A 26,662-nucleotide genomic window follows, 5' to 3' on the forward strand; every position below is an offset into this window, starting at 1 on the left:
TTAAACTCCTAACTTCCATGACAGGGTACGCAGCAGATCGGCAAACACACCCGCCGCCGTAACATCGTTCCCTGCGCCATAGCCGCGAAGCACCAGCGGCAGTGGCTGATAATAGTGGCTGTAAAACGCGAGGGCGTTTTCGCCGTTTTTGACTTTGTACAGCGGGTCGTTGCCATCCACTTCGGCAATCTTCACCCGGCACACGCCATCTTCTTCAATGTTGCCAACATAGCGCAATACCTTACCTTCATCACGGGCTTTCGCAACGCGAGCGGCAAAAGCGTCGTCAAGCTGCGGCAAATTTGCCATGAATGCAGCGACATCACCGCTGCTGTCAAATTCTGCTGGCAGCACGGGTTCAATCACGATATCGGAAAGCTCAAGCTCACGGCCCGTTTCACGGGCGAGGATCAGCAGCTTGCGCGCCACGTCCATACCGGAGAGATCGTCACGCGGATCCGGCTCGGTATAGCCCAGCTCGCGCGCGGCGCGGGTGGCTTCCGACAGGCTCATCCCCTCATCCAGCTTGCCGAAGATAAACGACAGCGAGCCGGAGAGAATGCCGGAGAAACGCTGCAGTTCGTCGCCGGCGTTCAGCAGGTTCTGCAGGTTCTCGATAACCGGCAGGCCCGCGCCCACGTTGGTGTCGTACAGGAACTTGCGGCGCGACTTGCTCGCCGCCAGACGCAGCTGGTGATAGTAATCCATCGACGAGGTGTTGGCCTTTTTGTTCGGCGTCACCACGTGGAACCCTTCGCGCAGGAAGTCGGCGTACTGGTCGGCCACCGCCTGGTTCGAGGTACAGTCGACAATCACCGGGTTGAGCAGGTGGTACTCTTTCACCAGACGGATCAGGCGGCCCAGGTTGAACGGCTCTTTTGCCTCTTTCAACTCAGCCTGCCAGTTTTCCAGGTTCAGGCCGTGGACGTTGGTCAGCAGCGCTTTTGAGTTGGCAATTCCGCAGACGCGCAGATCGATGTGTTTCTTCTTCAGCCACTCCTGCTGACGCTTCACCTGCTCCAGCAGCGCGCCGCCCACCCCGCCGACGCCGATCAGGAACAGCTCGATAACCTGATCGGTGTTGAACAGCATCTGGTGAACCACGCGTACGCCGGTGGTAGCGTCATCGTTGTCCACGACAACAGAAATTGAACGCTCTGACGAGCCCTGGGCAATCGCCACGATATTGATATTGGCGCGCGCCAGCGCGGCAAAGAACTTGGCGGAGATACCGCGCAGCGTGCGCATGCCGTCGCCGACCACGGAGATAATCGCCAGACGCTCCTGAATGGCGAGCGGCTCCAGCAGCTCTTCTTTCAGCTCCAGGTAGAACTCGTCCTCCAGCGCGCGGCGGGCGCGCAGGCAGTCGGCCTGCGGCACGCAGAAGCTGATGCTGTATTCGGAAGAAGACTGGGTAATCAGCACCACCGAGATACCGTTGCGGGACATAGCAGCAAAGACGCGCGCCGCCATGCCGACCATCCCCTTCATCCCCGGACTGGAGACGCTGAACATCGCCATGTTGTTGAGGTTGGAGATGCCTTTGACCGGCAAACCGTCTTCATCGGTACTCGCGCCAATCAGCGTACCCGGCGCCTGCGGATTACCGGTGTTTTTAATCAGGCAAGGGATCTGGAACTGGGCAATCGGGGAGATGGTACGCGGGTGAAGCACTTTGGCGCCGAAGTAGGAAAGCTCCATCGCTTCCTGGTACGACATCGACTTCAGCAGCCTGGCGTCCGGTACCTGACGCGGGTCACAGGTATAAACGCCGTCGACGTCAGTCCAGATTTCACAACAGTCCGCGCGTAAACAGGCGGCCAGCACGGCAGCGGAGTAGTCGGAGCCGTTACGGCCCAGCACCACCAGCTCCCCCTTCTCGTTACCGGCGGTGAAGCCTGCCATCAGGATCATATGGTCAGACGGAATTTTGCTGGCGGCGATACGGCGGGTTGATTCGGCAATATCAACGGTGGATTCGAGGTAGTGGCCCACCGCCAGCAGTTTTTCAACCGGATCGATTACGGTCACGCTATGGCCGCGCGCTTCCAGCACGCCGGCCATGATGGCGATAGAGAGTTTTTCGCCCCGGCAGATCAGCGCCGCGTTGACGCTGTCCGGGCACTGGCCGAGAAGGCTTATGCCGTGCAGGACGTGTTTGATTTGCGCGAACTCCTGCTCAACGAAGGACTTCAGCTGAGCGTGCGGGAAGCCAGGCAGCGCCTCTGCCAGCCCTTGCAGTAAGTCAGCGAAGATGCGCTCTGCGTCGCTGATGTTCGGGAGTGCATCCTGGCCACCGATGGTTTTTTCAATCATCGCCACCAGATGGTTCGTGATTTTTGCCGGGGCAGAGAGCACGGTAGCAACCTGCCCCTGCCTGGCGTTGCTTTCCAGGATATCGGCAACACGCAGAAAACGTTCTGCATTTGCCACTGATGTACCGCCGAACTTCAACACTCGCATGGTTCTACCTCGTTTCCTTTAGCCGAAAAAAAAGCCCGCACTGTTCAGGTGCGGGCTTTTTTTTGTTTTTCCTGTACGCGTCAGCCCGCATCGTTACCTGTGGTAATGATGATGGTTGTAGTAATGGTGGTGATGCTGATGCGTTTCATGGATGTTGTGTACTCTGTCATTATTATCTGTCTGTCCTGTATTCTTTTAGGGTTAAAGGATCGAGCACCTTAAGTCAACGAATTTTTAATTTGATCACAATTCGGGAGACTCTCACGTCCCGCTGTTTGCAGAATTATTTTCATCCGATTCGCCCAATAGCAACCCTTCTGGACAGACTTATTCGCCATATTAAAAACTTATGACAGGATTTTACTCCGCCAATTTTTTTTCAATATCGTGCAGCAAACGGTGCAGCATTGCGGTGTCCCGCTGCTCAAGACGGCCCAAACGCTGCTGCAGCCAGTCAGCCATTTTCTGATCGTCCGCTACCCCCAGCTGAGACAACAGTTGCTCAACGCGAGCGCGCAGCGCAGCCAGCTGATTTTCATTTGCCCCTTCTGCCGGAGGTTGGGGGATTTGTATTAGGGAGGCTAATTGATAGCAGTAGACCATGACCGCCTGGCCTAAATTCAGGGAGGGATAATCGGCGACCATCGGCGCACCGGTAAGAACGTCCGCCAGTTCCAGCTCTTCGTTGGTTAATCCGGAATCTTCGCGACCAAACACCAGCGCGGCCTTCTCCAGCCACTGGCTTTTCTCGCTCAGCATCGGCACCAGCTCCGCTGGCGTGGCATAGTAATGGAACTTCGCACGGCTGCGCGCGGTGGTCGCAACGGTAAACGAAATGTCGTGCAGCGCATCAGCAAGCGTAGCGTAAGTGGTTATATTATCGAGGATATCGCCCGATCCGTGCGCTACCCAACGAGCCGCAGGCTCCAGGTGGGCAGTGCTGTCCACGATACGTAAATCTGTGAACCCCATGGTTTTCATGGCACGCGCGGCAGCGCCTATATTTTCAGCTCTGGCTGGGGCAACCAGTACAATCGACAGATGCATTTATGCTCTCTTTTTAATCAGTTAGCGGGTAAAAATGTGATGCACTTCAACATATTACGCAGCGCGAATTTACAAAATTGCAACACAAATCACCGAAATAGCGTTTCATAACAAATTAAAAACGCTAAACTATTCCTTGTCTGAACAATCAGTTAGAATGTTAACAGAACACTATTATCCCTATGTTTTATAATGATAATGGCGACATGAATACCCTATTCTGATTGGATTCGCTTCGTTTATAAATCAATGTCCGCAACTAGTTGGTTTATTGAAAAATTGTGACAAAGGCTAGCATTCCGCTACGATGATTTCATCAAACTGTTAACGTGCTACAATTGAACTTGATATATGTCAACGAAGCGTAGTTTTATTGGGTGTCTGGTGTCACTTAGCCTGTTATGTTGCTGTTAAAATGGTTAGGATGACAGCCGTTTTTGACACTGTCGGGTCCAAAGGGAAAGTACCCAAGACCAAGCTAATGATGTTGTTGACGTTGATGGAAAGTGCATCAAGAACGCAATTACGTACTTTAGTCACGTTAAGCCGATCATGTTAATTTGCGACATGCATCAGGCAGGTCAGGGACTTTTGTACTTCCTGTTTCGATTTAGTTGGCAATTTAGGTAGCAAACATGCAGACCCCGCACATTCTTATCGTTGAAGACGAGTTGGTAACACGCAACACGTTAAAGAGCATTTTCGAAGCAGAAGGCTACGATGTCTTTGAAGCGACCGATGGCGCAGAGATGCATCAGATTCTTTCTGAAAATGATATCAACCTGGTGATCATGGATATTAACCTGCCGGGCAAAAACGGTCTTCTTCTGGCGCGCGAACTGCGCGAGCAGGCGAACGTCGCGTTAATGTTCCTGACGGGCCGTGATAACGAAGTTGATAAAATTCTTGGCCTGGAAATCGGTGCGGATGACTACATCACCAAGCCGTTCAACCCTCGCGAGTTAACCATTCGTGCACGCAACCTGCTGTCCCGCACCATGAACCTGGGTACGGTCAGCGAAGAGCGTCGTAGCGTAGACAGCTACAAATTCAACGGCTGGGAACTTGATATCAATAGCCGTTCGCTGATCAGCCCGAACGGTGAGCAGTATAAACTGCCGCGCAGTGAATTCCGCGCGATGCTGCACTTCTGCGAAAACCCGGGCAAAATTCAGTCCCGTGCAGAGCTGCTGAAGAAAATGACCGGCCGTGAGCTGAAACCGCACGACCGTACTGTAGACGTGACCATTCGTCGTATTCGTAAGCATTTCGAATCTACGCCAGATACGCCGGAAATCATCGCCACGATCCACGGCGAAGGGTACCGTTTCTGCGGCGATCTGCAGGAGTAATCCCGCAGTTAACGCATTAAAAAACGGCGCATTTGCGCCGTTTTTTTTATTTCCAAATCCGCATCGTATCGTTATCAGGTGCTGCGGGTGGCTCTGGTCGCTTCGGCTGAGAGAGCGAGTACCAGTCGAAATGCCGGGTCAGGTACATCACCGCGAACAGCGCCAGGGCAAGAACAGCAGAGCCCAGTAGCAATGCGCTGTCCTCCGAGCGCAGCAGGAACCACATCACGACATCCAGTCCGAGGAGTGCCAGCACAAACAGCCCGCTGCGTTTCCAGCTTTTCAACACGGCCTGCAGGTACATTCCGTTCATCGCTGCGCCAACCAGGCTTGCAACAACCCAGGCTGGCGTAAACCCGACGTGTTCAGACAGCGCCAGCAGCACCAGATAGAACAGGACCAGCGACAGCCCCACCAGCAGATACTGCATCGGGTGAAGGCGTAATCCGGTTAAGGTTTCGAAGACGAAGAAGGCCATAAACGTCAGCGCAATCAGCAAAATAGCGTATTTAATTGCCCGGTCGGTCAATTGATACTGGTCGGCTGGCGTCGCTACCGTCACGCTAAAGGCCGGGAGCGCCTCCCACTCCGGCGATTCCTTGCCGTAGAACCAGCTCTCAAGGTTATTTGCAAACCAGCTGCTCTGCCAGTTCGCCTGGAAACCAGACTCGCCTATTTGATGCTTAACAGGGAGATAATCGCCCATAAAACCCGGATGCGGCCAGTTGCTGTTGAGCGTCATGTCGCTATTACGCCCTACCGGCACCACCGCAAAACTGCCGGTTCCTGCCAGGTTGAGTGACATCTCAAGCGCAAACGTTTTGGCTTCCAGCGCTTTGTCGGTCAGTGGGATATGGATCCCAGCAAGCGCACCGTAGACGCCTGAACCAGGTTCCACGCTTAGAGTTTCACCATTGATTTTAGAGATACTGACCGTGCCAATACCCCGCGCGTCGCCAACGCCCGTCACGATAAACGGCTGCCCTGTCGCGATCGTTTCCCCTTTCAACTGCTTCAGCTCTTCGGTATTAAACTGCGCTTTTATCTTCAGGTCCGTGTTCCAGATCTGTCCGTCATAGATACCAATATTTCTCGACTCAACGCGTTGGTTCCCTTCAACAACCAGAGATTCCGGCAGAATGAAATGCATGTAGCTTTTCTTGTATTCGACCTTCTTCTCATCCTCTATCTTGTAAAAGATCTCCGTCATCGGAATCGCAATCATCGGGCCGACCAGTTTTTGCGGTCCGCTGGTACTCTGGCGCAGCGTATTTTCGACATCGTTGCGGTAGCTCTCCCGCTCTGAAATCAGGTTACTGACCATAAACAGCGGAACTAACAGCAGCAGGATGCACCCCAGCAGGGTGCTAATTTTCCAGAACAGTGGGGATTTCATGATTACGTCTCCTTTATGATGAGGAGAGCGTAACCAGGCTATGTGGGGTCAGTTTGAAGTTATGTGAAGGGACGGTGAAGTACCAGCGTGGCCATCACGCCACCTTCATCATGATTACGCAATATAATCTCTCCCTGATGCAGACGCGCCACCTCCTGAACAAACGCCAGCCCGAGCCCGCTGCTCTTCAACCCGTTCTCGCGCGGCAGGGAATAAAAGCGCTCAAAAATACGATCCAGCGCGTAATCCGGTATCCCGCTTCCGCTGTCGGTGACGATCAGCTGTATCTGCCCCTGCACTTCCCGGGCCGCCAGTTCAATGGCGCCGCCCTGCGGCGTAAAATCGATAGCGTTATCCAGTAAATTACCGAGTGCCTGTTCGAGCAGGTCGGGATCGCCTTCTACATGAATCGAAGCGGGCTGGAGGGTCAGTACAATCTCTTTTGCTGCCAACAGCGCCGAGCGCGCGTCGGCAAGACGCGTAAACAGCAGGTCGACACGGACGATCTGAGGCGTAATTTCGACCCGATTTTCAAGACGCGCCTGAGTGAGCAGTTTTTCAACCAGCGACTGCATACGCGCGTTTTGCACCAGAATATTATCGATAAACCGCGCGGCCACCTGCGGCGGCGGCTGCTCGGAGAGAATTTCCGCCGCGCCGCGTATGGCGGCGATGGGGCTTTTCAGTTCGTGGGTCAGCGCATGGACATAGTGTTCAATGTAGTTTTTCCCTTCCAGGCGAATGCGCATATTCTCCAGCGCCAATGCCAGCTTGTGCAGTTCGCTACTGCCAGGATTAGGCAGCGGGAGAGGCGTGTCCGTGGTCACCGAGTCGGCATAGCGCGATAACGTCGCGATAGATCGATTGATCCACCACGCCACAACGAGGCCAATCAGCAGGGCAATGCCGAGCAGCGCCCCGCCTGCCCACAGGATCCGCCGCTCGCTGCGATGGATAACCGGTGCCATCGCGCTGTTAGGTTTCCCGACCGACACCACGCCGATAATCTTGTCCTGATCCACAACCGGCGCGGCAACATACATCACCGTGCTTTCCGGATCGTCGGGATGGCTTTGCGTACTGCGCGCGCCGTATTCGCCGCGAAGCGTCAGCCAGACATCGTTCCAGCGCGAGTAATCTTTCCCCACGGCCAGACCGGCGGAATCAAACACAACGCGACCCTGCGCATCGGTCATGTAGACGTGATACTCGTTACGCACTTTATGAATGCCGCCGATATTGGCGCGGAAAGGGCGCTGATGAAGCTGAGAAAAGGCCTGTGCCAGTTTGCCCTGCTGCGCATTGCCCGAGAGGAGATCCTCACGCCCGACTTCGGCGAGTAAGGTCGCAGTATCGATTAACGTACCCTCGGTTGCCCTGCGCACGCCGGGCTTTACTTCCTGAACAAAGATCGACAGCACAAACCACGCGGCGATGGCCACGATCAGGAAGTACCCCAGCAATAGCCGCATCCCAATGCGCATCAGTAAAGGCCCAGACTGTAGCCCATACCACGATGGGTGCTGATGGGTGAAAGTTCCTCGTTTACCGCCCGCAGCTTGGCACGCAGGGTTTTGATGTGGGTGTCCACGGTGCGGTCGAAACTGTCGCCGTCTTCACCCCACACCTTGTCCATGAGCTGCTGACGAGAAAAGACCCGTCCGGGGGCCTGCAACAAGGTTTTGAGCAGCAAGAATTCATAGCGGGTCAGGGGCAATGCTTCCCCGCACCAGCTGATTCGCGCGGCAGGCTCGTTCAGTTCAAACTGCCCGATACGCAACGTTTCTGATGGTGCGGCGGATTTCTGCATGCGCCGTAAAATCGTCCGCACCCGGGCGCAGACTTCACGAGGGGAGAAAGGTTTCGCAACGTAGTCATCAGCGCCCATTTCCAGGCCAAGCAGCTTGTCTACCTCATCACTGCGCGCCGTCAGAAACAGCACGGGCAGTGAGGGATGCTGCGCCAGCAGCTGGCGGCAAAGCTCAAATCCACTGATGTCCGGCAGCCCGACGTCCAGAATGGCGAGGGCCGGAGCCTGCCGCCGCGCCTCCTCCAGCACGGGTAAACCGCGTTCAAACGCCTTTACCGCGAATCCTTCCTGCTGAAGCATGTAGATCAGCGTATCGGCGATACTGGTTTCGTCTTCAACCAGCCAGACCACAGGTTGTTGCATGGTTCATTCCTGAATTAATGCCACGGCATAATCGGCACCGCGCTGATCGCGTTTTTCGGCGAGCCTTCCACCACTTTGTCAGAATAGGCCAGGTAAGCCAGGGTGTTGCGTTTGGCATCATAGAAACGCACCACCTGCAGCTTTTTAAACACCAGCGAGGTCCGTTTCTGGAACACCACGTCGCCCTGCGCTTTGCCGTTTTTAATTTTATCGCTCAACTCAACTGGCCCCACCTGCTGACAAGAAATCGCTGCATCGGAGGTATCTTCCGCCAGTCCCAGCCCGCCTTTGATACCGCCCGTTTTTGCGCGGCTGACGTAGCAGGTGACGTTTTTCACGTCCGGATCGTCAAACGCCTCCACCACGATTTTGTGGTCCGGGCCGAACATTTTGAACACGGTATCGACGGAGCCAATCTGTTCTGCCTGCGCCACGCGCCCGACCATCAGCATCAGCGCGGTGAAGATCAAAGTCTTGTATTTCATATTGTTACCATTCTTTAAAATTACACTGAGCAATTATTCAACACTTTAGACAAAAATGTAGCAAGATCACAGGATTAGAATATATCTGCCTGTAATGTGCTCTAAAAAGCATGAATGCGCAAAAAAAACACTGAATGCTAAAACATCAAAAAATGCTATTATCCGCTAACCTGTTATCAGGCACCTGCTGTTTTAAGGATGAGGATAGTATATGGATCAGGCTGGAATTATTCGCGACCTGCTCACCTGGCTGGAAGGTCATCTCGACCAGCCTTTGTCACTGGATAATGTGGCGGCTAAAGCAGGCTATTCCAAGTGGCATTTGCAAAGGATGTTCAAGGATGTCACCGGTCATGCTATCGGGGCCTATATTCGCGCACGTCGTTTATCAAAATCTGCTGTGGCACTGCGCCTGACCGCGCGGCCGATTCTGGATATTGCCCTGCAATATCGTTTCGATTCCCAGCAGACCTTCACCCGCGCCTTTAAAAAACAGTTCTCGTTGACGCCAGCGCTTTATCGCCGCTCGCCTGACTGGAGCTCGTTTGGTATGCGTCCGCCGCTGCGTCTGGGCGAATTCGCGATGCCGAAGTATGAAATTATTACACTGCCGGAAACCCATCTGATCGGCACGACGCAGAGCTATTCGTGCTCCCTGGAGCAGATTTCAGAGTTCCGTCATCAGATGCGCGTCCAGTTCTGGCGCGATTTCCTGAGCCACGCACCGACGATCCCGCCGATCCTGTACGGCCTCAACGAAACGCACCCAAGCCAGGAAAAAGACGACGAGCAGGAGGTGTTCTACACCACCGCGCTGACGCCCGATATGGCCAATGGCTATATTCAGGGATCAAAGCCTGTCGTGCTGGAAGGCGGCGAATACGTGATGTTCGCATATGAAGGGCTGGGAACGGGAGTTCAGGAGTTTATCCTGACCGTTTACGGAACCTGCATGCCGATGCTGAATCTGAATCGCCGTAAAGGTCAGGACATTGAGCGCTACTACCCGGCGCAGGATGCCAAACCGGAAGAAGGCCCAATCAATCTGCGTATGGAATTCTTGATTCCGATACGTCGTTAACGCTGCAGTTCGTCAAGCGCAGGGGCATCAAGATGCGAAATGTCCCCTGCCATCTCCACTACCCAGCCCGACGCCAGCCACGCGCTTTCCTGATAATCAATCCGGGAAATGGAGCAGTTGCGCAGACGCAAACGGCGCTCAGCGTAGGCCGGTAGCCCCAGAATAGTGCTCACCAGGCAACCCAACGCAATCCCGTGACTCACCAGCAGCGGACGGCTGCCAGCCGGAAGTTTCAGGCATTCCGCCAGCGCGGCGTGCATGCGTACGCTAAGCTCCTGCATGGATTCGCCTTCAGGAATACGGCCATCTTCGGTACCGTTCACCAGCGTGCGGCGCCAGCCTTCCTCCGCTTCCGTCAGCGTATCGATATGGCGTTTCTCCAGCACGCCCATATCCAGCTCGCGCAGGCGCGGCTCCAGCATGACGTCGCAGCCGCAGGCATCTGCGATGATGCGCGCCGTCTGCTGTGTGCGACCTAAATCGCTGGTAATCACGTGGGTAATGCCCAGCGTTCTGGCGCGTTCCGCCACCTGCCACGCTTGCTGCACCCCCTTCTCGGTGAGAGGACTGTCTGACTGGCCTTGAATACGTCGCTCGGCGTTCCACTGCGTTTCACCGTGGCGAACAAGGTATACCTGTAACATGCTTTTTTTCCGTTATACTGCGATGAGTTTTTTTTGAATCGAGCTTAATTATGCACCATGTTGTCTCTGCTACCACTAATCCTGCCAAAATTCAGGCAATTCTAAGGGCATTTGACGAGATCTTCGGCGCAGGATCCTGCCATATTGAGGCCATCGGCGTCGAGAGTGGCGTTCCTGAACAGCCGTTTGGCAGCGAGGAAACGCGCGCTGGCGCACGAAATCGCGTGGCAAACGCTAAGGCTGCCGCACCAGATGCTGACTTTTGGGTAGCGATTGAAGCAGGTATCGACGAAGGCGCAACCTTTAGCTGGGTTGTCATCGAAAGCCGCGAGCAGCGCGGTGAAGCGCGTTCGGCCACCCTGCCGCTGCCGGAAATCATTCTGGAAAAAGTCCGTGCGGGTGAAGCGCTCGGGCCAGTGATGTCGCAGTACACCGGCATCGATGAGATTGGCCGTAAAGAAGGGGCTATTGGCGTCTTTACCGCTGGCAAGCTGACGCGTTCAGGCGTTTACCACCAGGCCGTGATTCTGGCGTTAAGCCCGTTCCATAACGCGATTTATCGGTAAGTTTGTTGGCCGGATAAAGAAAAGCCGTCATCCGGCATTTTTCAGCAATACCGCTTCCAGCCACTGGCGCAGCTCAACCGGCGCCGACTTCAGGCTGTTCGAGCCGCGGGTGATCGTTGCAATGCCCGCGCCGAGCTCATTTTTCAGCTCGCGCTGGCTCATTTCTCCGCGCAGCAGCTCTTCAATGATCCGCACGCGCGTGCCAAGCGCCTCACGCTCGTCCGGCGTGAGCATCAGCTGCATCAGGGGTAAATGCAGATCCTGTTCGTAAGACTGACGCAGCAGCTCCACAAAACGAAGCCACTCCAGATGACGTTGTTCGGCCATTGCCGAGGAATACGGGGAATGCTGGGTCATGTTATGCTGCCTCTTGTACTCTTTAGCGAGTACAGCATAACACAACCCACGCCGATCAGTAACGCCTCTGCCACTCGGCATCGCTCATCAGGGTATCTTTCTGCCCCATGAAGTAGCGATAGTAAGCGTCATAGGCCAGCACGTTCTTCACGTAGCCGCGCGTTTCCGAGAACGGGATGCTCTCCACAAACGCTACCGCGTCGATGCGTCCGGCGCTGTTGCCGAGCCAGGTGCGCACGCGTCCTGGCCCCGCGTTATACGCCGCCGATGAGAAGATGCGGTTATTGCCGAACTGCTGATACACGTACTGGAGATAGCTGGTACCGATATTGATGTTGGTATCCGGATCCAGAAGCTGCGACGGACTGCTGTACCCCGGAATATTAAACATCTTCACCGTGTGCGTCGCCGTGCCTGGCATAATCTGCATCAGGCCGCTGGCGCCCACCGGGGAACGGACTTTCGGGTTCCACGCGCTCTCCTGACGGGCAATCGCCATCGCGTAGCTTTGCGGGATATCTTTACCGCTGGTGTAGCGATCGAAAAGATCTTTGTACGCCAGCGGGAAACGCTCTTCCAGATGATCCCAAAGCTTGCCGGCGATCGTCGCCTGCACGCTGAGATCCCACCAGTGATTATCAAACGCATAGCGGGCAAGCTGGGCTTTCTCGTCGGTGGTGCGGCTGGTCACCAGATTCGCCCACTCGCTGCGCGCGGTGTTATCCATATTCCAGTACATCAGCTCGCGAACGCGCGCCATTTCTGGCCCCTGCGTCAGCGCCGGGTTCGCGTTGGCAGGCGCTTTATCAATGCGGAAGGTGTACTCCTCGCCCAGACGCTGCGCGGCTGCCATCGGGTAAAACCCGCGCTGCTGCATCAGCGTATGGAGGATCTCTTTGGCTTCATCATCACGGCCGCGCTCCATCAGCAGATCGGCCTGCCAGTAGCGCCATTCGTCTTTCTCTTTGGCCTCCATTGGCAAGCGCGCGAGCCATGTATTCAGCCCACGGCGATCGCCCGTGCCCAGCGCCATGCGCACGCGGCGTTCCACCAGCGACGTAGAATTCGAACGCATAATCGCATCGTCACGCCAGCGCGCCTGTTCATCGGTCACATCGGTGCCCATCAGTCGCCACGCCACGATGTCGCGCAGCTCCTGGGTTTGCTCCTCATTGAGCTGCTGCGCCTGCACCAGCTGCGGGATCATCAGCCGCGCGTTTTCCACATCGTCACGCGCCACGCTGGCAAAGGCCACCGCCGCCATCTGGCGGGTGAAATCGGTCGCGCCCGTACTGCGGGCAAAGGTCAGCACGCTGTTGGGATCGTTTGCAAGCCCGATAACCGCCGTGGAGATCGTCTGGTAATCGGACGGCATCTGCCCCGCCAGCGTGGTCACCAGACGCGTGTTACCGGCTTTCATCGCCAGACGGATGCGCTCAAGGTAGGACAGCGGATCCTGCTTGCCGGAAGCACGCCACGCGCTAAACAGGGAATCACAGGCGTTCGGCTGGTTTTTTCCGGTCAGCCAGAGCTCTTTCGCTCCTGCCCAGGCCTCTTCCTGCTGGCCGGTCGCCCATTTTGCGTAGTAATAGTTACACTGGGCTTCGGTGGCATTCGGCTTCTCAGGGCTAAACGCCAGCAGGCCGCGCCAGTCTTCGCGACGCGCCAGCTCATTCACAAAGCGAGACTGGAGATTTCGGGCAGGCGGCAGAGTCGGGTTCGCCTGAATGAAGTTATTCACGGTGACGGTAGGTTGGTTCATCAGGTCGTCCGTGATCTGGCGATACTCCAGATACGGATACAGCGGATAATCCTTTAGCGTCGGCATTAGCGCCTGCACGGTATCCATCTGCTTGTTGTCCCACGCCTGTTTAATCTGGGCGTAGCGGTTACGTTGTTCATCCAGTGAATCGGCATGCACCGCCTGGCTTACCGCCATTACGCATACGCTGGCAGCCAGCAGACGCCAGACCACCCGTTTGGCTTTTTCCACAAGCTCTTCCTCATTGTTTTTTCGTCAATTGCAGCGTCTTGCTACGTCAAAGTCTAATTAACTTATGCTAACCAGGCATCCTTCAACGCGCCACGTCATGGACACTTTTTTACCTTTCTTGCGCGTTTTAACACTCCCGACGTTCCTGGCTGGGATTAGGACGTGAAAAAGGCTACACTTCGAGGCTGAAATTCCTTCTCATTACGATAAAAGAGGCGAAGTCCAACGTGGCTCAATTCGTTTATACCATGCATCGTGTCGGCAAAGTTGTCCCGCCGAAACGTCATATTCTTAAAAATATCTCGCTGAGCTTCTTCCCGGGCGCAAAAATCGGTGTTCTGGGTCTCAACGGTGCCGGTAAGTCCACCCTGCTGCGCATCATGGCCGGCATTGATACAGACATCGAAGGTGAAGCCCGTCCGCAGCCTGGCATCAAGATTGGTTACCTGCCGCAGGAACCTCAGCTGAACCCGGAACACACCGTTCGCGAATCCGTTGAAGAAGCGGTATCCGAAGTGGTTAACGCGCTGAAAGGTCTGGACGAAGTGTATGCCAAATACGCCGAGCCGGATGCGGACTTCGACAAGCTGGCCGCACAGCAGGGCAAGTATGAAGAGATCATCCAGGCGCACGACGGTCACAATCTGAACGTGCAGCTGGAGCGCGCGGCTGATGCCCTGCGTCTGCCGGATTGGGATGCGAAAATCGCTAACCTCTCCGGTGGTGAACGCCGCCGCGTGGCGCTGTGCCGCCTGCTGCTGGAAAAACCAGACATGCTGCTGCTCGACGAACCGACTAACCACCTGGATGCAGAATCCGTGGCGTGGCTGGAGCGCTTCCTGCACGACTTCGAAGGCACCGTTGTGGCGATTACCCACGACCGTTACTTCCTCGACAACGTCGCTGGCTGGATCCTGGAGCTGGACCGCGGTGAAGGTATTCCGTGGGAAGGCAACTACTCTTCCTGGCTGGAGCAGAAAGATCAGCGTCTGGCGCAGGAAGCTTCACAGGAAGCGGCGCGTCGTAAGTCTATCGAGAAAGAGCTGGAGTGGGTTCGTCAGGGCGCGAAAGGCCGCCAGTCTAAGGGCAAAGCCCGTCTGGCACGCTTCGAAGAGCTGAACAACACCGAATACCAGAAACGTAACGAAACCAACGAACTGTTTATTCCACCTGGAGCACGTCTGGGGGATAAAGTGGTTGAAGTGACCAACCTGCGTAAGTCCTACGGCGACCGTGTGCTGATCGACGACCTGACCTTCTCCGTACCGAAAGGCGCTATCGTTGGCATCATCGGTCCGAACGGCGCGGGTAAATCGACCCTGTTCCGCATGATGTCCGGCCAGGAACAGCCTGACAGCGGCTCTATCACCCTGGGTGAGACCGTGAAGCTGGCCTCCGTTGACCAGTTCCGTGACGCGATGGATAACAGCAAAACCGTGTGGGAAGAAGTCTCCGGCGGTCTGGATATCATGCGTATCGGCAACACCGAGATGCCAAGCCGCGCCTATGTTGGCCGCTTTAACTTCAAAGGCACCGACCAGGGCAAACGCGTGGGCGAACTGTCCGGCGGTGAGCGCGGTCGTCTGCACCTGGCGAAGCTGCTGCAGGTGGGCGGTAACGTTCTGCTGCTTGATGAACCAACCAACGACCTGGATATTGAAACCCTGCGCGCGCTGGAAAACGCCCTGCTGGAGTTCCCGGGCTGCGCGATGGTTATCTCGCACGACCGCTGGTTCCTGGACCGTATCGCGACCCACATCCTGGACTACCAGGACGAAGGTAAAGTGGAGTTCTTCGAAGGTAACTTCACCGAATACGAAGAGTACAAGAAACGCACGCTGGGCGCCGACGCGCTGGAGCCGAAGCGTATTAAGTACAAGCGTATCGCGAAATAAAAGCAAAACGGCAACCTCGGTTGCCGTTTTTTATGTTTGTACCCTCTCCCCGTGGGAGAGGGTCAGGGTGAGGGCATCAGGCCGCACAAATTCAGCCACCCACGTAATACCGCTTCACCTCGTCAAACTGCATCGCAAAGTCGATATAGCTCATCAGCGCGGGCGAGTTCAGCTTGCGGCTTGGATACGCCAGCCACAGATCGTTACCTTCAACATTCCACTCCGGCAGCACCTGAACCAGCGCACCTTTTTCAATTTTATCTTCCAGCAGAAATGCGGGTAAGAGCGTGATCCCCCGCACCGGCAATCGCACACTCGCGGGCGTATACCAGATTATCGGTCATGTGCGCGTTATCCGGCAGGTAGCGGTAATCCTCGCTCTCGCTTCGCAGAAGCCACTCCGACCACGCCCTGTGCGTAATGCAGCGGTGCTCCACCAGCTGGCGGGGATGCGTCAGCGGATCCCGACGCGCCAGATAGTCCGGCGAGGCCAGCATATAACGCGGGCAGTGCCCGATCATCCGGCCAATCAGGGAGGAGTCCTGCGGCTTACCGGTGCGCAGCGCTACGTCAAAACCGGCCTCGACCAGATCCACCACATCATCAGAAATTGACACATCCAGCGAAACGTCAGGATAGCGAAGCTGGAACTCGGCGTTCATATGCGCCAGCAGCGTCGCCCCTATCCCCGCCGGACAGGTGATCCGCAGCCGCCCGCTGGGGTTTTCGCGCAGGCGCTGAATGGCGTACTCTGCCCGCTCGCTGGCCGCCAGCATCTCGCGACAGTGCACCAGATAGTGCTCGCCCGCAAACGTGAGGCTGATCCTGCGCGTGGTGCGGTTCAGCAGGCGGATACCCACCTGCTGTTCCAGCTGGCTAATTCGCTGGCTTACGCTGGATTTCGGCAGTTCGGCTTTCTGCGCGGCAGCGGTAAAGCTGCCCATCTCCGCCACCAGCGCGAACAGCGCCATATCCTGCAGCTGTTTAAACATGATTGTTCACCCTGTACGAACGCTGAGTTCTTGATTGTCCATCTTATCACGCAGCTGGCCACTTTATAGACTAGCCTCAACAAAACGCATTTCATTGAGGAGTACACCATGTCTGTCAAAGCCATTGCCGTTAACCCAGAAAATCCGTCCACCTTCATTGAAATCACCCCGCCAATGCCGCAGCCCGGCGAGCACGATCTGCTGGTGGAGGTGAAAGCCGTCTCCGTTAACCCGGTCGATACCAAAGTCCATGCGGGCATTGCCAGGAACGGGCTGAATGAGCCGCGCATCCTCGGGTGGGATGCCAGCGGGATCGTCAAAGCCGTTGGGGGTGGCGTCACCGGATTCAAACCGGGGGATGAAGTGTGGTACGCGGGCGACATTACCCGCCCGGGCAGCAATACCACGCACCAGCTGATCGACGCGCGCATTGTCGGGCACAAGCCTGCCAGCCTCGGCTGGGCCGCGGCTGCCGCGTTGCCACTGACCGCCCTTACAGCCTGGGAAGGATTATTCGAGCGGCTGAACATTCAGGATGCCGGGGCGGATAAAACGCTGCTGATCATTGGCGGCGCGGGCGGAGTGGGATCGCTGGCGATCCCCTTTGCAAAGCACAACAGCAAGGTGAAAATCATCGCGACGGCATCAAGAGAAGATTCCGCCCGCTGGTGTCGCGATCGCGGGGCTGACGTTGTCGTCAACTACCGCGACCTGAAAGGGGAGCTGACGAAACAGGGGCTGACCTTTGTGGATTACATTTTCATCCTCAACGACACCGACGGGCACTGGGATGCGGTCAGCGACCTGATTGCGCCTCAGGGGCATATCTGTTCCATCGTTGAGAATGAACGTCCGCTGAACCAGGACAAGCTGAAGTCCAAATCCGCCGCCCTGCACTGGGAATTTATGTACACCCGCAGCATGTATCAGACCGCGGATATGGCGCGTCAGGGTGAGATCCTCAATGAGGTGGCAAAGCTGGTGGATAACGGCGTGGTGGAAAGCTCACTGAGTGAAACGCTGCACGGGCTGAGCGTGGAGAGCATTACCGAGGCGCACCGTAAAGTGCTGGAGGGACATATGCGGGGGAAAGTGGTGGTTGAGTTCTGAGTGGCTTGATGCCCTCACCCCGTCCCTCTCCCACAGGGAGAGGGAGGTTAACGTCCCCTCTCCCTGTGGGAGAGGGTTAGGGTGAGGGGTAAGTTTTTACCCCTGCTCCCCCATCATCTCCTTCACCAGCTCGACGCAGCGCAGGAAACGGGAGTCATAGTCAGACTCTTCCACATGGACAAACTCAACGTTGTTTTCGTTGAGCATCTCCACCAGCATAGTCTGAAACTCTCGCCTGTCTACGGAGCTGCCGAGGCTGCGCATACCGTCGGCCACCCACGGGGTGTTGTTTTCCAGCAGGATCACCAGGTCAAAGCGGTATTCGTCAATCAGCGCCTGCACGAACGGGTGCTCGCGCCCTTCGTATTTTTTACAGAACGCCTGGGTGGTGACAAAATCGGTATCGATAAATGCCACCTTGTTGGCGTATTTGACCGCAAAATCAATGTACTGGGCATGACCGAGCGCGATTTTGTCGTAGTCGGAATACTGCAGCGCCATCTCGTCGCCGCCAAGGTGCGAGAAGACGTAATCGCGGCCGTACTCCCACGCGCTGGTGGTGTTGAAGATGTTCGCCAGCTTGTTGACCAGCGTTGATTTCCCGCTCGACTCGCCGCCCAGGATCGCGACGGTACGCACGAAGAACGGCTTCACCTCGGTCGGGATGTAATCCCAGTAGCGGAACGGGTTCTCGCGGATCTGCGCTCCGCTGATGTTCATAAAGGTACGTTTCGGGTCGATAAGCACCGTCTCGATACCCAGATGCTCGCGGAACTGCGGCGCGTCGGACTCTTCAGAGGTGTAGATCCAGTTAGGCGCAATGCCCTTCTCTTCCATAAACGCTTTGATGCCGTTGCTCCACACGTCCCAGCCGTGCGGATACGGCTCCATGCCCTCTTCGTTAAAGGCATGAATACGAATATTTTTCTGATACTTAAAGGTCTGGAGCAGCCAGCGCAGGCGGTCCGGCACGGTCGGCTGCTGCGACATGGCGCTGTCTTCAAACAGCTGACGGTCACGGGTTTCGTCGTATCCCATGATGATATGCAGCTCGTCAACCTGGCTACAGGCGCGCTGGATCAGATAGATATGTCCGGTATGCAGGGGGTAAAACTTGCCGAACACCACGCCGATGTTCTTTTGCATACGCGGGAACTCCAGCCCCAGAAAGCGGTGCAGCGCTTCCAGCTTCTGCGCGCTGGGGCTTTTGATTTTGGCGTTCAGCAGCTGGCTCAGGTAGCCTTTGGTCATGCCGCTGGCGTCCGCCACCTGCTGCAGCGTGCAGCCCTTCTGGCGGATTGCGGTCTTGATGTAGTCAAATGATGACATAAATTACGGTGCCTCCTGCAAAATCAAATTTACGTAATTATAAGTCGTCAAAGACATTTAACGCATCTGCGAGTTTTTTCACGCCAAATACCTGCATCCCTTCCGGGATCTTTTTCGGCACGTTGGCGGCGGGAACGATCGCCCGGCGGAAACCGTGTTTTGCCGCCTCGGAGATACGCTCCTGGCCGCTGGGTACCGGACGGATTTCCCCGGCGAGGCCCACTTCGCCGAATACCACCAGATCCTGCGGCAGCGGTCTGTCTCGCAGGCTGGAGACCATCGCCAGCAGCAGCGCCAGGTCTGCGCTGGTCTCCGTGACTTTGACGCCGCCGACCACGTTAACGAAGACGTCCTGATCCGCCATCTGCAGCCCGCCGTGACGGTGCAGCACCGCCAGCAGGATCGCCAGACGGTTCTGTTCCAGACCGACCGCCACGCGCCGCGGGTTGCCCATCATCGACACGTCCACCAGCGCCTGAATTTCAACAAGCAGCGGGCGCGTCCCCTCCCACAGCACCATCACCGAGCTGCCGGAGGTGATCTCATCGCCGCGGCTCAGGAAGATGGCCGACGGATTGCTGACTTCGCGCAGCCCCTGTTCGGTCATGGCAAACACGCCCAGTTCGTTCACCGCCCCAAAGCGGTTCTTGTGGCTGCGCAGGGTACGGAAGCGAGAATCCGCGTCGCCATCGAGCATTACGGAGCAGTCGATACAGTGTTCCAGCACCTTCGGCCCGGCCAGCGAGCCGTCTTTGGTCACGTGGCCGACCATCACAATCGCCACGCCGCGCGTTTTGGCAAAGCGCGTCAGGTAAGCCGCGGTTTCACGCACCTGCGCGACGCTGCCCGGCGAAGACTGAATGTCCGCCATGTGCATCACCTGGATGGAGTCGATCACCATCAGCTTCGGCTGCTCTTCTTCAGCGATCATGCAGATCTGCTCGATGCTGGTTTCGGAGAGCATGTTCAGGTTGCCGGTCGGCAGGCCCAGACGGTGCGCGCGCATCGCCACCTGCTGGAGTGATTCTTCGCCCGTGACGTACAGGGTTTTCATCTGTTCGGCGAGCCTGCAGAGCGTTTGCAGCAGCAGGGTCGATTTACCCGCGCCCGGGTTACCGCCGATCAGGATCGCGCTGCCCGGCACCACGCCGCCGCCGAGCACGCGGTCAAACTCTTTGAACCCGGTGGAGAAGCGCGGCAGCTCTTCGAGGCTGATGTCCGAAAGTTTTTGCACCTTCGCCACGCCCGCGTTACCGGCATAGCCGCTCAGGCGTTCATTGCGCGCCACGCTCGGCGAAGCCGCCACACCACGCACTTCGGTGATGGTGTTCCAGGCATGACAGGCGCTGCATTGCCCCTGCCAGCGCGGATAATCCGCACCACATTCATTACAAACAAATGCGCGTTTTGGAGCTTTCGCCACGGTTTACCTCGTTATTTCTGTGCGGCCTGCGTGCCGGGCGGCGCTTACGCTTACCCGGCCTACAAAGCAGACCGTTATTTCTGATTAATGCTGCCGGAGAGAATGCAGAACACCCCCATCAGGTCAGCGTGACGGATAGTGACTTCCGTCTTTTCATTCACTTTTGGCTTGGCGTGGTAGGCAATGCCCAGCCCGGCGGCTTTGATCATCGGCAGGTCGTTCGCGCCATCGCCGATGGCGACGGTCTGGACGACCGGAATTTCATATTTTTCCGCCAGACGCGTCAGCGTATTGGCTTTGTACTGGGCATCTACGATATCGCCGATTACCTGGCCGGTCAGCTTGCCGTCCATGATCTCCAGCTCATTGGCCACCACGGTGGTCAGATGCAGTTTTTCCCGCAGGTAATCCGCGAAGAAGGTGAAGCCACCGGAGGCAATCGCCACCTTCCAGCCGAGGGATTGCAGCTTCAGCACCAGCTGCGTCAGCCCTGGCATCAGCGGCAGCACGTCGCGCACCTGGCGCAGAATGTTGGCATCGGCCCCTTTCAGGGTCGCCACGCGCTGTCTCAGGCTGGCGGTGAAGTCCAGCTCGCCGCGCATCGCACGCTCGGTAACTTCCGCCACCAGCTCGCCGCTGCCCGCCAGCTTCGCAATCTCGTCGATACACTCGATCTGAATGGCGGTAGAGTCCATGTCCATCACCAGCAGGCCCGGAGTTTTCAGGTGCGGAATTTTGCCCAGCGGCGCGACGTCCAGCCCCGCGTCATGCGCCAGACGCGTTGCGCGCTGCGTCAGGGAACCCGCCAGGCGAATAACCTGGTAGTCTTCCACGCACCAGGCGGCGACGATGACCATTGCCGCACCCAGCTTGCTTTGATACTGGGTCAGGCGTTGCTTATCCAGACCGCGTCCGTAGAGGAGCCAGCCGCTACGACCGGCATGGTAATCCAGAGGCATCACCTCATCGCCACTTAAAGAGAGCGGCAATCCTGGCCATAAAGAGACATCCGTTGGCAGGTCACACCAGGTAATGTTCGGCATTAAAGCTCCTGTAATTTCGTTCGCGCCGGAAGGTTGCAGAGGGAAAATAACGCATGAGGCTACCCTGTAACCATCACTTCTGGCAACATTAAGCCGTAAATTTTCAGCAGGTGGAATATGGCTCGCGCAAAACTGAAATTCCGGCTTCATCGCGCCGTGATTGTCCTTTCCTGTCTCGCACTCGTAGTGGTGCTGATGCAAGGGGCATCGTGGTTTAGCCAGAACCATCAACGGCAACGCAACCCGCAGTTTGAAGAACTTGCCCGTACGCTGGCACGCCAGGTGACGCTCAACGTCGCGCAGTCCATGCGTACCGAAACGCCGGACGATAAGCGGATAGGCCAGGTTTTACGCCTGCTCACGGAGAACAGCCGCATTCTTGATGCTGGCGTCTATGATGAGCAAGGCAACCTGATTGCCCGCGCGGGCGAGCACGTCGACGTGCGAGACAGGCTGGCGCTGGACGGCAAAAAAGCCGGCGGCTACTTCAACCAGCAGATTGTTGAACCTATTCAGGGGAAGAATGGCCCGCTGGGCTATCTGCGCCTGACCCTCGATACCCACACCCTGCCTACTGAAGCCAAACAGGTCGATAATACCACCAATATTCTGCGCCTGATGCTGCTGCTTTCGCTCGCCATCGGCGTTGTGCTGGCGCGTACCCTGCTTCGCGGCAAGCGCTCGCGCTGGCAGCAATCCCCGTTCCTGCTGACCGCCAGCAAATCCGTCCCCGAAGACGAAGAGAGCGAGAAGAAAGATTAGTGATAAAGTAGGCGAACGATTCGGAAAAGGAACTTTGCCATGACGACGTTACGCCTGCTTATCTCTGACTCTTACGATCCCTGGTTTAATCTCGCGGTAGAAGAGTGCATCTTCCGCCAGATGCCCGCCACCCAGCGCGTACTGTTTCTCTGGCGGAACGCCGATACGGTGGTCATCGGCCGCGCGCAAAACCCGTGGAAAGAGTGCAATACGCGGCGCATGGAAGAGGACAACGTCCGTCTCGCGCGCCGCAGCAGCGGCGGCGGCGCGGTGTTTCACGATCTGGGCAATACCTGCTTTACCTTTATGGCGGGCAAACCGGAATACGATAAAACCATCTCAACGTCCATCGTCCTCAACGCGCTCAATTCACTCGGCGTGACGGCGGAAGCGTCCGGGCGTAACGATCTGGTGGTGAAAACCCCCGAGGGCGACCGGAAGGTCTCCGGCTCCGCCTACCGCGAAACGATGGATCGCGGCTTCCACCACGGCACCCTGTTGCTGAACGCTGACCTGAGCCGTCTGGCGAACTACCTGAATCCGGATAAGAAAAAGCTCCAGGCCAAAGGAATTACCTCCGTACGCGGCCGCGTGGCAAATCTGGTGGAACTGCTGCCGGGAATTACGCACGAGCAGATTTGCGATGCGATCCGTGACGCGTTCTTTGAATATTACGGCGAGCGCGTGGAAGCAGAAGTCATCTCACCTGACAAAACCCCAGACCTGCCCAACTTCGCCGAAACCTTCGCCCGCCAGAGCAGCTGGGAGTGGAACTTCGGTCAGGCCCCTGCGTTTTCCCATCTGCTGGACGAGCGTTTTACCTGGGGCGGCGTGGAGCTGCATTTTGACGTGGAGAAAGGCCATATCACCCGCACGCAGGTGTTTACCGATAGCCTTAACCCGGCACCGTTAGAGGCGCTGTCGGCACGTTTGCAGGGCTGTTTGTACAGGGCAGATATGCTGCAGCAGGAATGCGACGCGTTGCTCGGAGATTTCCCGGAGCAGGAAAAAGAGCTGCGGGAGCTGTCGGCGTGGATTGCACAGGCCGTGCGCTAGGTGCGGTCTGATGCCCTCACCCCGGCCCTCTCCCGCAGGGAGAGGGAGGGAAGAGACAGAATTACTCTTTATCGCCCAGCAGAACGGATTCCAGCGCGATTTTGATCATGTCGTTGAACGTGGTCTGACGCTCGGCAGCGGTGGTCTGCTCGTGAGTACGGATGTGGTCAGATACGGTGCAGATGGTCAGCGCTTTCGCACCAAACTCAGCCGCCACGCCGTAGATACCCGCCGCTTCCATTTCCACGCCCAGGATGCCGTATTTTTCCATTACGTCGAACATCTCGCCGCCGTCCGGGGCATAGAACAGGTCAGCAGAGAAGATGTTACCCACGCGCGCTTCAACGCCCAGCGCTTTTGCCGCGTCAACCGCGTCACGCACCATGCCGAAGTCAGCAATCGCCGCGAAGTCATGGTCTTTGAAACGCATGCGGTTAACTTTGGAATCGGTGCAGGCACCCATACCGATAACGATGTCGCGCAGCTTAACGTCCATGCGCACCGCGCCGCAGGAGCCCACGCGGATGATTTTCTTCACGCCGAAGTCGGTGATCAGCTCTTTAGTATAGATAGAGCAGGATGGGATACCCATACCGTGGCCCATAACTGAGATTTTGCGGCCTTTATAGGTACCGGTGAAGCCCAGCATGCCGCGAACGTTGTTCACTTCACGCACGTCTTCCAGGAAAGTTTCTGCAATGTGCTTCGCGCGCAGCGGGTCGCCCGGCATCAATACGACGTCAGCGAAATCACCCATTTCTGCGTTAATGTGAGGAGTTGCCATCTTCAGTTCCTTTTACATTGTTTATTCTTTTCACCCTCTTCCTGTGGGAGAGGGCCGGGGTGAGGGCATCAGACCTCACCCAACATGATTCAGAACATGGCCTTGCCATATTCCATGTCAGACGTACCAAAGTATTTCGCCAGGGTCTGGCCGATGTCCGCGAAAGTTTCACGGTGACCGAGCGAGCCCGGCTTCACTTTCGGGCCGTACACCAGCACCGGAATGTGCTCACGGGTGTGGTCGGTACCGGTCCAGGTTGGGTCACAGCCGTGGTCCGCGGTCAGGATCAGAATGTCATCTTCACCCACCAGCTCCATCAGCTCCGGCAGACGGCGGTCGAACAGCTCAAGACCGGCCGCATAGCCTGCGACGTCGCGACGGTGGCCCCAGGAGGAGTCGAAGTCCACGAAGTTGGTGAAGACAATGGTCTTGTCGCCCGCTTCTTTCATCTCTTTGATGGTGGCATCGAACAGCGCATCCAGACCGGTGGCTTTCACTTTTTTGGTGATGCCGCAGTTGGCGTAGATATCCGCGATTTTACCCACGGAAACCACGTGGCCGTCTTTCTCTTCAACCAGCTTCTGCAGCACGGTTGGCGCCGGTGGCTCAACCGCCAGGTCGTGACGGTTACCGGTACGCTGGAAGTTACCCGCTTTGTCGCCGATGAACGGACGCGCGATCACGCGACCAATGTTGTAGCCGCCTTCGGTCAGCTCTTCACGGGCGATTTCGCACAGCTCGTAGAGTTTATCCAGGCCAAACGTCTCTTCATGGCATGCAATCTGAAACACGGAGTCAGCAGAGGTATAGAAAATCGGCTTGCCGGTTTTCATGTGCTCTTCGCCGAGCTGATCCAGAATCACGGTACCGGAAGAGTGGCAGTTACCGAGGTAGCCCGGCAGGTTGGCACGCTTCACCAGCTTATCGAGCAGCTCCTGCGGGAAGCTGTTCTCGTGATCGGAGAAGTAACCCCAGTCGAACAGCACCGGCACACCGGCGATTTCCCAGTGGCCAGACGGGGTGTCTTTACCGGAGGAGAGCTCGTGAGCCCAGGCGTAGGCGCCCACGACTTCCGCGTTGCCGTCCATACCGGCTGCGATTTTACCGGTAGAGCCTTCATGCGCTTTCACCAGCCCGAGGCGGGTCAGGTTAGGTAGAGTCAGAGGGCCTTTACGACCGTTGTCCGCTTCGCCTTTCGCACAGGCTTCCGCGATGTGGCCCATGGTATCGGAACCCACGTCACCAAAACGTTCTGCATCTTCGGTTGCGCCGATGCCGAATGAGTCCAGCACCATAATAAATGCACGTTTCATAATTGTTCTCCGTACGTAGTGCTTCAAAAATTATCGATCAGATCAGTATACCGCTATTCGGTGATACGGCGATAGACAGTCGGTGTGGTTTCCGGCGCTTTATCGTCAAGCGTAATAGCCGCTTTTACCGCTTTAGCCGCTTCCTGCCAGCTGGCTTCGTCTTTCGCGTGGATCACTGCCAGCGGACGTTGACCGTCAACGCTGTCGCCCAGACGGGCCATATCGGTAAAGCCGACGCTGTAATCAATGGTGTCTGACGCCTGACGACGGCCGCCGCCCATCGAGACCACCGCCATACCCAGCGCACGGGTGTCCATCGCAGAGACAAACCCTTCGCTATCGGCATACACCGCTTTGCTGAGCGTCGCGGTTGGCAGGTATTTCGCGTAGTTTTCGACGAAATCGGTCGGGCCTTTCTGGGCTGCAACCATGCGGCCGAAAATGTCCGCCGCTTTGCCGTTGTCCAGCACCGCCTGCAGTTTCGCGCGGGCTTCTGCGTCGTCTTTGGCCAGCTTGCCGGAGATTAACATCTCAACGCACAGCGCCATGGTGACGTCGAACAGACGCGGGTTACGGTATTCACCGGTCAGGAACTGCACCGCTTCACGCACTTCGACCGCGTTACCGGCGCTGGACGCCAGCACCTGGTTCATGTCGGTGAGCAGCGCGGTAGTGCGCACGCCCGCGCCGTTGGAGACGCCAACGATCGCTTCGGCCAGCGCCTCTGAGAGTTCATAGGTCGGCATAAACGCGCCGCTGCCGACCTTCACGTCCATCACCAGCGCGTCCAGCCCTTCTGCCAGTTTCTTCGCCAGGATAGAGGCGGTGATCAGCGGGATGGAGTCAACAGTCGCGGTGATGTCGCGGGTCGCGTAGAAACGCTTGTCTGCCGGAGCAAGAGAGCTGGTCTGGCCGATAATCGCCACACCAACGTCTTTAATAATGTCGCGGAAGCGGTTGTCGTCCGGGAAGATATCGAAGCCCGGAATGGCTTCCAGTTTGTCGAGCGTACCGCCGGTGTGGCCCAGGCCGCGCCCGGAGATCATCGGGATGTAACCGCCGCAGGCTGCCACCATCGGGCCGAGCATCAGAGACGTCACATCGCCCACGCCGCCGGTGGAGTGTTTATCCACAATCGGGCCGTTAAGGTTGAGGCTTTTCCAGTCCAGAACGGTTCCTGAATCTCGCATCGCCATGGTCAGCGACACGCGCTCAGGCATCGACATATCGTGGAAGAAAATGGTCATCGCCAGAGCCGCAATCTGCCCTTCTGAGACGGTGTTATCACGAATGCCGTTGATAAAGAAGCGGATCTCTTCGTCGCTTAATGCATGACCATCACGTTTTTTACGAATAATTTCTTGTGCGAGAAACACGGTAACCTCCCGAAGTAGGCCG

General features: G+C 56.8%; 24 protein-coding genes, 1 pseudogene and 1 other annotated feature. Of the genes and pseudogenes, 7 read left to right on the forward strand and 18 right to left on the reverse strand.

Translation table 11 applies throughout. The annotated features are described in order from the left end of the window. The 4 genes from thrA to yjjY form a co-directional block, all read right to left on the reverse strand. Positions 1-2,463 carry a bifunctional aspartate kinase/homoserine dehydrogenase I gene (gene thrA / locus ACOTZB_RS09780; protein ID WP_421627012.1) on the reverse strand — a complete coding sequence of 821 codons (2,463 nt, stop codon included), beginning with the start codon at positions 2,461-2,463 and terminating at the stop codon, positions 1-3. Positions 2,464-2,487: 24 nt separating this feature from the next. Further along, positions 2,488-2,605, reverse strand: a sequence feature (Thr leader region). Further along, positions 2,544-2,612 (reverse strand): thr operon leader peptide, encoded by a 69-nt coding sequence (gene thrL, locus ACOTZB_RS09785; protein ID WP_015572623.1) that lies wholly within the window; start codon positions 2,610-2,612, stop codon positions 2,544-2,546. (Overlaps the previous feature by 62 nt.) 211 nt (positions 2,613-2,823) lie before the next feature. After that, positions 2,824-3,510 (reverse strand): tRNA/rRNA methyltransferase, encoded by a 687-nt coding sequence (locus ACOTZB_RS09790; protein WP_032660775.1) that lies wholly within the window; start codon positions 3,508-3,510, stop codon positions 2,824-2,826. A 399-nt stretch (positions 3,511-3,909) separates the two neighbouring features. After that, positions 3,910-4,050: a protein YjjY gene (gene yjjY, locus ACOTZB_RS09795; RefSeq protein ID WP_085928893.1), complete on the reverse strand. Its 141-nt coding sequence runs from the start codon at positions 4,048-4,050 to the stop codon at positions 3,910-3,912. Positions 4,051-4,145: 95 nt separating this feature from the next. On the opposite strand from yjjY, the gene arcA reads away from it, so the two are divergent. Continuing rightward, positions 4,146-4,862 (forward strand): two-component system response regulator ArcA, encoded by a 717-nt coding sequence (gene arcA / locus ACOTZB_RS09800; protein ID WP_003856501.1) that lies wholly within the window; start codon positions 4,146-4,148, stop codon positions 4,860-4,862. Positions 4,863-4,908: 46 nt separating this feature from the next. On the opposite strand, the gene creD is transcribed toward arcA, so the two are convergent. Genes creD through creA form a run of 4 tightly spaced genes read right to left on the reverse strand, consistent with a single transcriptional unit; the run spans position 4,909 to position 8,916 of the window. After that, a complete protein-coding gene (gene creD / locus ACOTZB_RS09805; protein ID WP_421627200.1) occupies positions 4,909-6,261 on the reverse strand; it encodes a cell envelope integrity protein CreD in 1,353 nt (450 codons plus the stop codon). A 56-nt stretch (positions 6,262-6,317) separates the two neighbouring features. Then, the gene (gene creC, locus ACOTZB_RS09810; protein ID WP_421627013.1) at positions 6,318-7,742 is read right to left on the reverse strand and encodes a two-component system sensor histidine kinase CreC; all 1,425 of its coding nucleotides are present in this window, start codon (positions 7,740-7,742) and stop codon (positions 6,318-6,320) included. Next, positions 7,742-8,431: a two-component system response regulator CreB gene (gene creB / locus ACOTZB_RS09815; protein WP_193805075.1), complete on the reverse strand. Its 690-nt coding sequence runs from the start codon at positions 8,429-8,431 to the stop codon at positions 7,742-7,744. Before creB ends, creC begins: the two co-directional genes overlap by 1 nt. Positions 8,432-8,445: 14 nt before the next feature. Beyond that, positions 8,446-8,916, reverse strand: coding sequence for a protein CreA (creA, locus tag ACOTZB_RS09820; RefSeq protein ID WP_023334448.1), 471 nt, complete (start codon positions 8,914-8,916; stop codon positions 8,446-8,448). Positions 8,917-9,127: 211 nt separating this feature from the next. Here creA and robA point away from each other — a divergent pair, with 211 nt between their 5' ends. After that, positions 9,128-9,997, forward strand: coding sequence for an MDR efflux pump AcrAB transcriptional activator RobA (robA, locus tag ACOTZB_RS09825; protein WP_047651588.1), 870 nt, complete (start codon positions 9,128-9,130; stop codon positions 9,995-9,997). Here the strand turns inward: robA and gpmB are convergent. Then, the gene (gpmB, locus tag ACOTZB_RS09830) at positions 9,994-10,641 is read right to left on the reverse strand and encodes a 2,3-diphosphoglycerate-dependent phosphoglycerate mutase GpmB (protein ID WP_023310332.1); all 648 of its coding nucleotides are present in this window, start codon (positions 10,639-10,641) and stop codon (positions 9,994-9,996) included. The genes robA and gpmB overlap by 4 nt on opposite strands. A 50-nt stretch (positions 10,642-10,691) precedes the next feature. Between gpmB and yjjX the strand changes: the two genes are divergently transcribed. Next, positions 10,692-11,207, forward strand: a complete 516-nt coding sequence (gene yjjX / locus ACOTZB_RS09835) for an inosine/xanthosine triphosphatase (protein WP_023310331.1) — start codon at positions 10,692-10,694, stop codon at positions 11,205-11,207. Between the two features lie 27 nt (positions 11,208-11,234). Here yjjX and trpR read toward each other — a convergent pair whose 3' ends face one another. Both trpR and sltY read right to left on the reverse strand, forming a co-directional pair. Then, on the reverse strand, positions 11,235-11,564 hold the full coding sequence (gene trpR, locus ACOTZB_RS09840; protein ID WP_023310330.1) for a trp operon repressor: 330 nt from the start codon (positions 11,562-11,564) through the stop codon (positions 11,235-11,237). Positions 11,565-11,619: 55 nt separating this feature from the next. Then, complete coding sequence (gene sltY / locus ACOTZB_RS09845) at positions 11,620-13,557, reverse strand: murein transglycosylase (protein ID WP_023310329.1); 1,938 nt, start codon at positions 13,555-13,557, stop codon at positions 11,620-11,622. Between the two features lie 227 nt (positions 13,558-13,784). On the opposite strand from sltY, the gene ettA reads away from it, so the two are divergent. Further along, on the forward strand, positions 13,785-15,452 hold the full coding sequence (gene ettA / locus ACOTZB_RS09850; protein WP_003856515.1) for an energy-dependent translational throttle protein EttA: 1,668 nt from the start codon (positions 13,785-13,787) through the stop codon (positions 15,450-15,452). Positions 15,453-15,543: 91 nt separating this feature from the next. On the opposite strand, the pseudogene ACOTZB_RS09855 reads toward ettA, so the two are convergent. Continuing rightward, positions 15,544-16,444 (reverse strand): annotated as a pseudogene (locus ACOTZB_RS09855) (LysR family transcriptional regulator). A 108-nt stretch (positions 16,445-16,552) separates the two neighbouring features. On the opposite strand from ACOTZB_RS09855, the gene ACOTZB_RS09860 reads away from it, so the two are divergent. Beyond that, entirely contained in the window at positions 16,553-17,554 is a 1,002-nt protein-coding gene (locus tag ACOTZB_RS09860) for a zinc-binding alcohol dehydrogenase family protein (protein WP_023310327.1), read from the forward strand. 96 nt (positions 17,555-17,650) lie between these two features. Here the strand turns inward: ACOTZB_RS09860 and nadR are convergent, their stop codons facing one another. The 3 genes from nadR to serB all read right to left on the reverse strand — a co-directional run bounded on the left by nadR (position 17,651) and on the right by serB (position 21,349). Continuing rightward, positions 17,651-18,883 carry a multifunctional transcriptional regulator/nicotinamide-nucleotide adenylyltransferase/ribosylnicotinamide kinase NadR gene (nadR, locus tag ACOTZB_RS09865; protein ID WP_015572616.1) on the reverse strand — a complete coding sequence of 411 codons (1,233 nt, stop codon included), beginning with the start codon at positions 18,881-18,883 and terminating at the stop codon, positions 17,651-17,653. Positions 18,884-18,920: 37 nt separating this feature from the next. After that, a complete protein-coding gene (gene radA / locus ACOTZB_RS09870) occupies positions 18,921-20,306 on the reverse strand; it encodes a DNA repair protein RadA (protein ID WP_023310326.1) in 1,386 nt (461 codons plus the stop codon). Between the two features lie 74 nt (positions 20,307-20,380). Further along, on the reverse strand, positions 20,381-21,349 hold the full coding sequence (gene serB / locus ACOTZB_RS09875) for a phosphoserine phosphatase (protein WP_023310325.1): 969 nt from the start codon (positions 21,347-21,349) through the stop codon (positions 20,381-20,383). A gap of 117 nt (positions 21,350-21,466) precedes the next feature. Between serB and ACOTZB_RS09880 the strand changes: the two genes are divergently transcribed. Beyond that, positions 21,467-22,111: a YtjB family periplasmic protein gene (locus ACOTZB_RS09880; protein ID WP_421627014.1), complete on the forward strand. Its 645-nt coding sequence runs from the start codon at positions 21,467-21,469 to the stop codon at positions 22,109-22,111. 39 nt (positions 22,112-22,150) lie between these two features. After that, positions 22,151-23,167, forward strand: coding sequence for a lipoate--protein ligase LplA (gene lplA / locus ACOTZB_RS09885; RefSeq protein WP_368525954.1), 1,017 nt, complete (start codon positions 22,151-22,153; stop codon positions 23,165-23,167). Between the two features lie 61 nt (positions 23,168-23,228). Here the strand turns inward: lplA and deoD are convergent, their stop codons facing one another. From deoD to deoA, 3 genes are all read right to left on the reverse strand, one after another. Next, positions 23,229-23,951: a purine-nucleoside phosphorylase gene (gene deoD / locus ACOTZB_RS09890; RefSeq protein WP_010427122.1), complete on the reverse strand. Its 723-nt coding sequence runs from the start codon at positions 23,949-23,951 to the stop codon at positions 23,229-23,231. Positions 23,952-24,040: 89 nt separating this feature from the next. After that, a complete protein-coding gene (deoB, locus tag ACOTZB_RS09895) occupies positions 24,041-25,264 on the reverse strand; it encodes a phosphopentomutase (RefSeq protein ID WP_033144579.1) in 1,224 nt (407 codons plus the stop codon). Positions 25,265-25,317: 53 nt separating this feature from the next. Further along, on the reverse strand, positions 25,318-26,640 hold the full coding sequence (deoA, locus tag ACOTZB_RS09900; protein WP_047651601.1) for a thymidine phosphorylase: 1,323 nt from the start codon (positions 26,638-26,640) through the stop codon (positions 25,318-25,320). Positions 26,641-26,662 lie beyond the last annotated feature (22 nt).

The organism is Enterobacter cloacae complex sp. SHL020 (assembly GCF_049236945.1).
Classification (GTDB): Bacteria; Pseudomonadota; Gammaproteobacteria; order Enterobacterales; family Enterobacteriaceae; genus Enterobacter; species Enterobacter dykesii.

What these genes read in the sequence shown, in the direction of transcription:
- lplA (WP_368525954.1), top strand. Translation starts at nt 22,151, where the DNA reads ATGACGACGTTACGCCTGCTTATCTCTGACTCTTACGATCCCTGGTTT.
- creB (WP_193805075.1), bottom strand. Translation starts at nt 8,431, where the DNA reads ATGCAACAACCTGTGGTCTGGCTGGTTGAAGACGAAACCAGTATCGCC.
- serB (WP_023310325.1), bottom strand. Translation starts at nt 21,349, where the DNA reads ATGCCGAACATTACCTGGTGTGACCTGCCAACGGATGTCTCTTTATGG.
- trpR (WP_023310330.1), bottom strand. Translation starts at nt 11,564, where the DNA reads ATGACCCAGCATTCCCCGTATTCCTCGGCAATGGCCGAACAACGTCAT.
- gpmB (WP_023310332.1), bottom strand. Translation starts at nt 10,641, where the DNA reads ATGTTACAGGTATACCTTGTTCGCCACGGTGAAACGCAGTGGAACGCC.
- deoD (WP_010427122.1), bottom strand. Translation starts at nt 23,951, where the DNA reads ATGGCAACTCCTCACATTAACGCAGAAATGGGTGATTTCGCTGACGTC.
- ACOTZB_RS09790 (WP_032660775.1), bottom strand. Translation starts at nt 3,510, where the DNA reads ATGCATCTGTCGATTGTACTGGTTGCCCCAGCCAGAGCTGAAAATATA.
- creA (WP_023334448.1), bottom strand. Translation starts at nt 8,916, where the DNA reads ATGAAATACAAGACTTTGATCTTCACCGCGCTGATGCTGATGGTCGGG.
- thrA (WP_421627012.1), bottom strand. Translation starts at nt 2,463, where the DNA reads ATGCGAGTGTTGAAGTTCGGCGGTACATCAGTGGCAAATGCAGAACGT.
- arcA (WP_003856501.1), top strand. Translation starts at nt 4,146, where the DNA reads ATGCAGACCCCGCACATTCTTATCGTTGAAGACGAGTTGGTAACACGC.
- ACOTZB_RS09860 (WP_023310327.1), top strand. Translation starts at nt 16,553, where the DNA reads ATGTCTGTCAAAGCCATTGCCGTTAACCCAGAAAATCCGTCCACCTTC.
- nadR (WP_015572616.1), bottom strand. Translation starts at nt 18,883, where the DNA reads ATGTCATCATTTGACTACATCAAGACCGCAATCCGCCAGAAGGGCTGC.
- robA (WP_047651588.1), top strand. Translation starts at nt 9,128, where the DNA reads ATGGATCAGGCTGGAATTATTCGCGACCTGCTCACCTGGCTGGAAGGT.
- ACOTZB_RS09880 (WP_421627014.1), top strand. Translation starts at nt 21,467, where the DNA reads ATGGCTCGCGCAAAACTGAAATTCCGGCTTCATCGCGCCGTGATTGTC.
- creC (WP_421627013.1), bottom strand. Translation starts at nt 7,742, where the DNA reads ATGCGCATTGGGATGCGGCTATTGCTGGGGTACTTCCTGATCGTGGCC.
- deoB (WP_033144579.1), bottom strand. Translation starts at nt 25,264, where the DNA reads ATGAAACGTGCATTTATTATGGTGCTGGACTCATTCGGCATCGGCGCA.
- yjjX (WP_023310331.1), top strand. Translation starts at nt 10,692, where the DNA reads ATGCACCATGTTGTCTCTGCTACCACTAATCCTGCCAAAATTCAGGCA.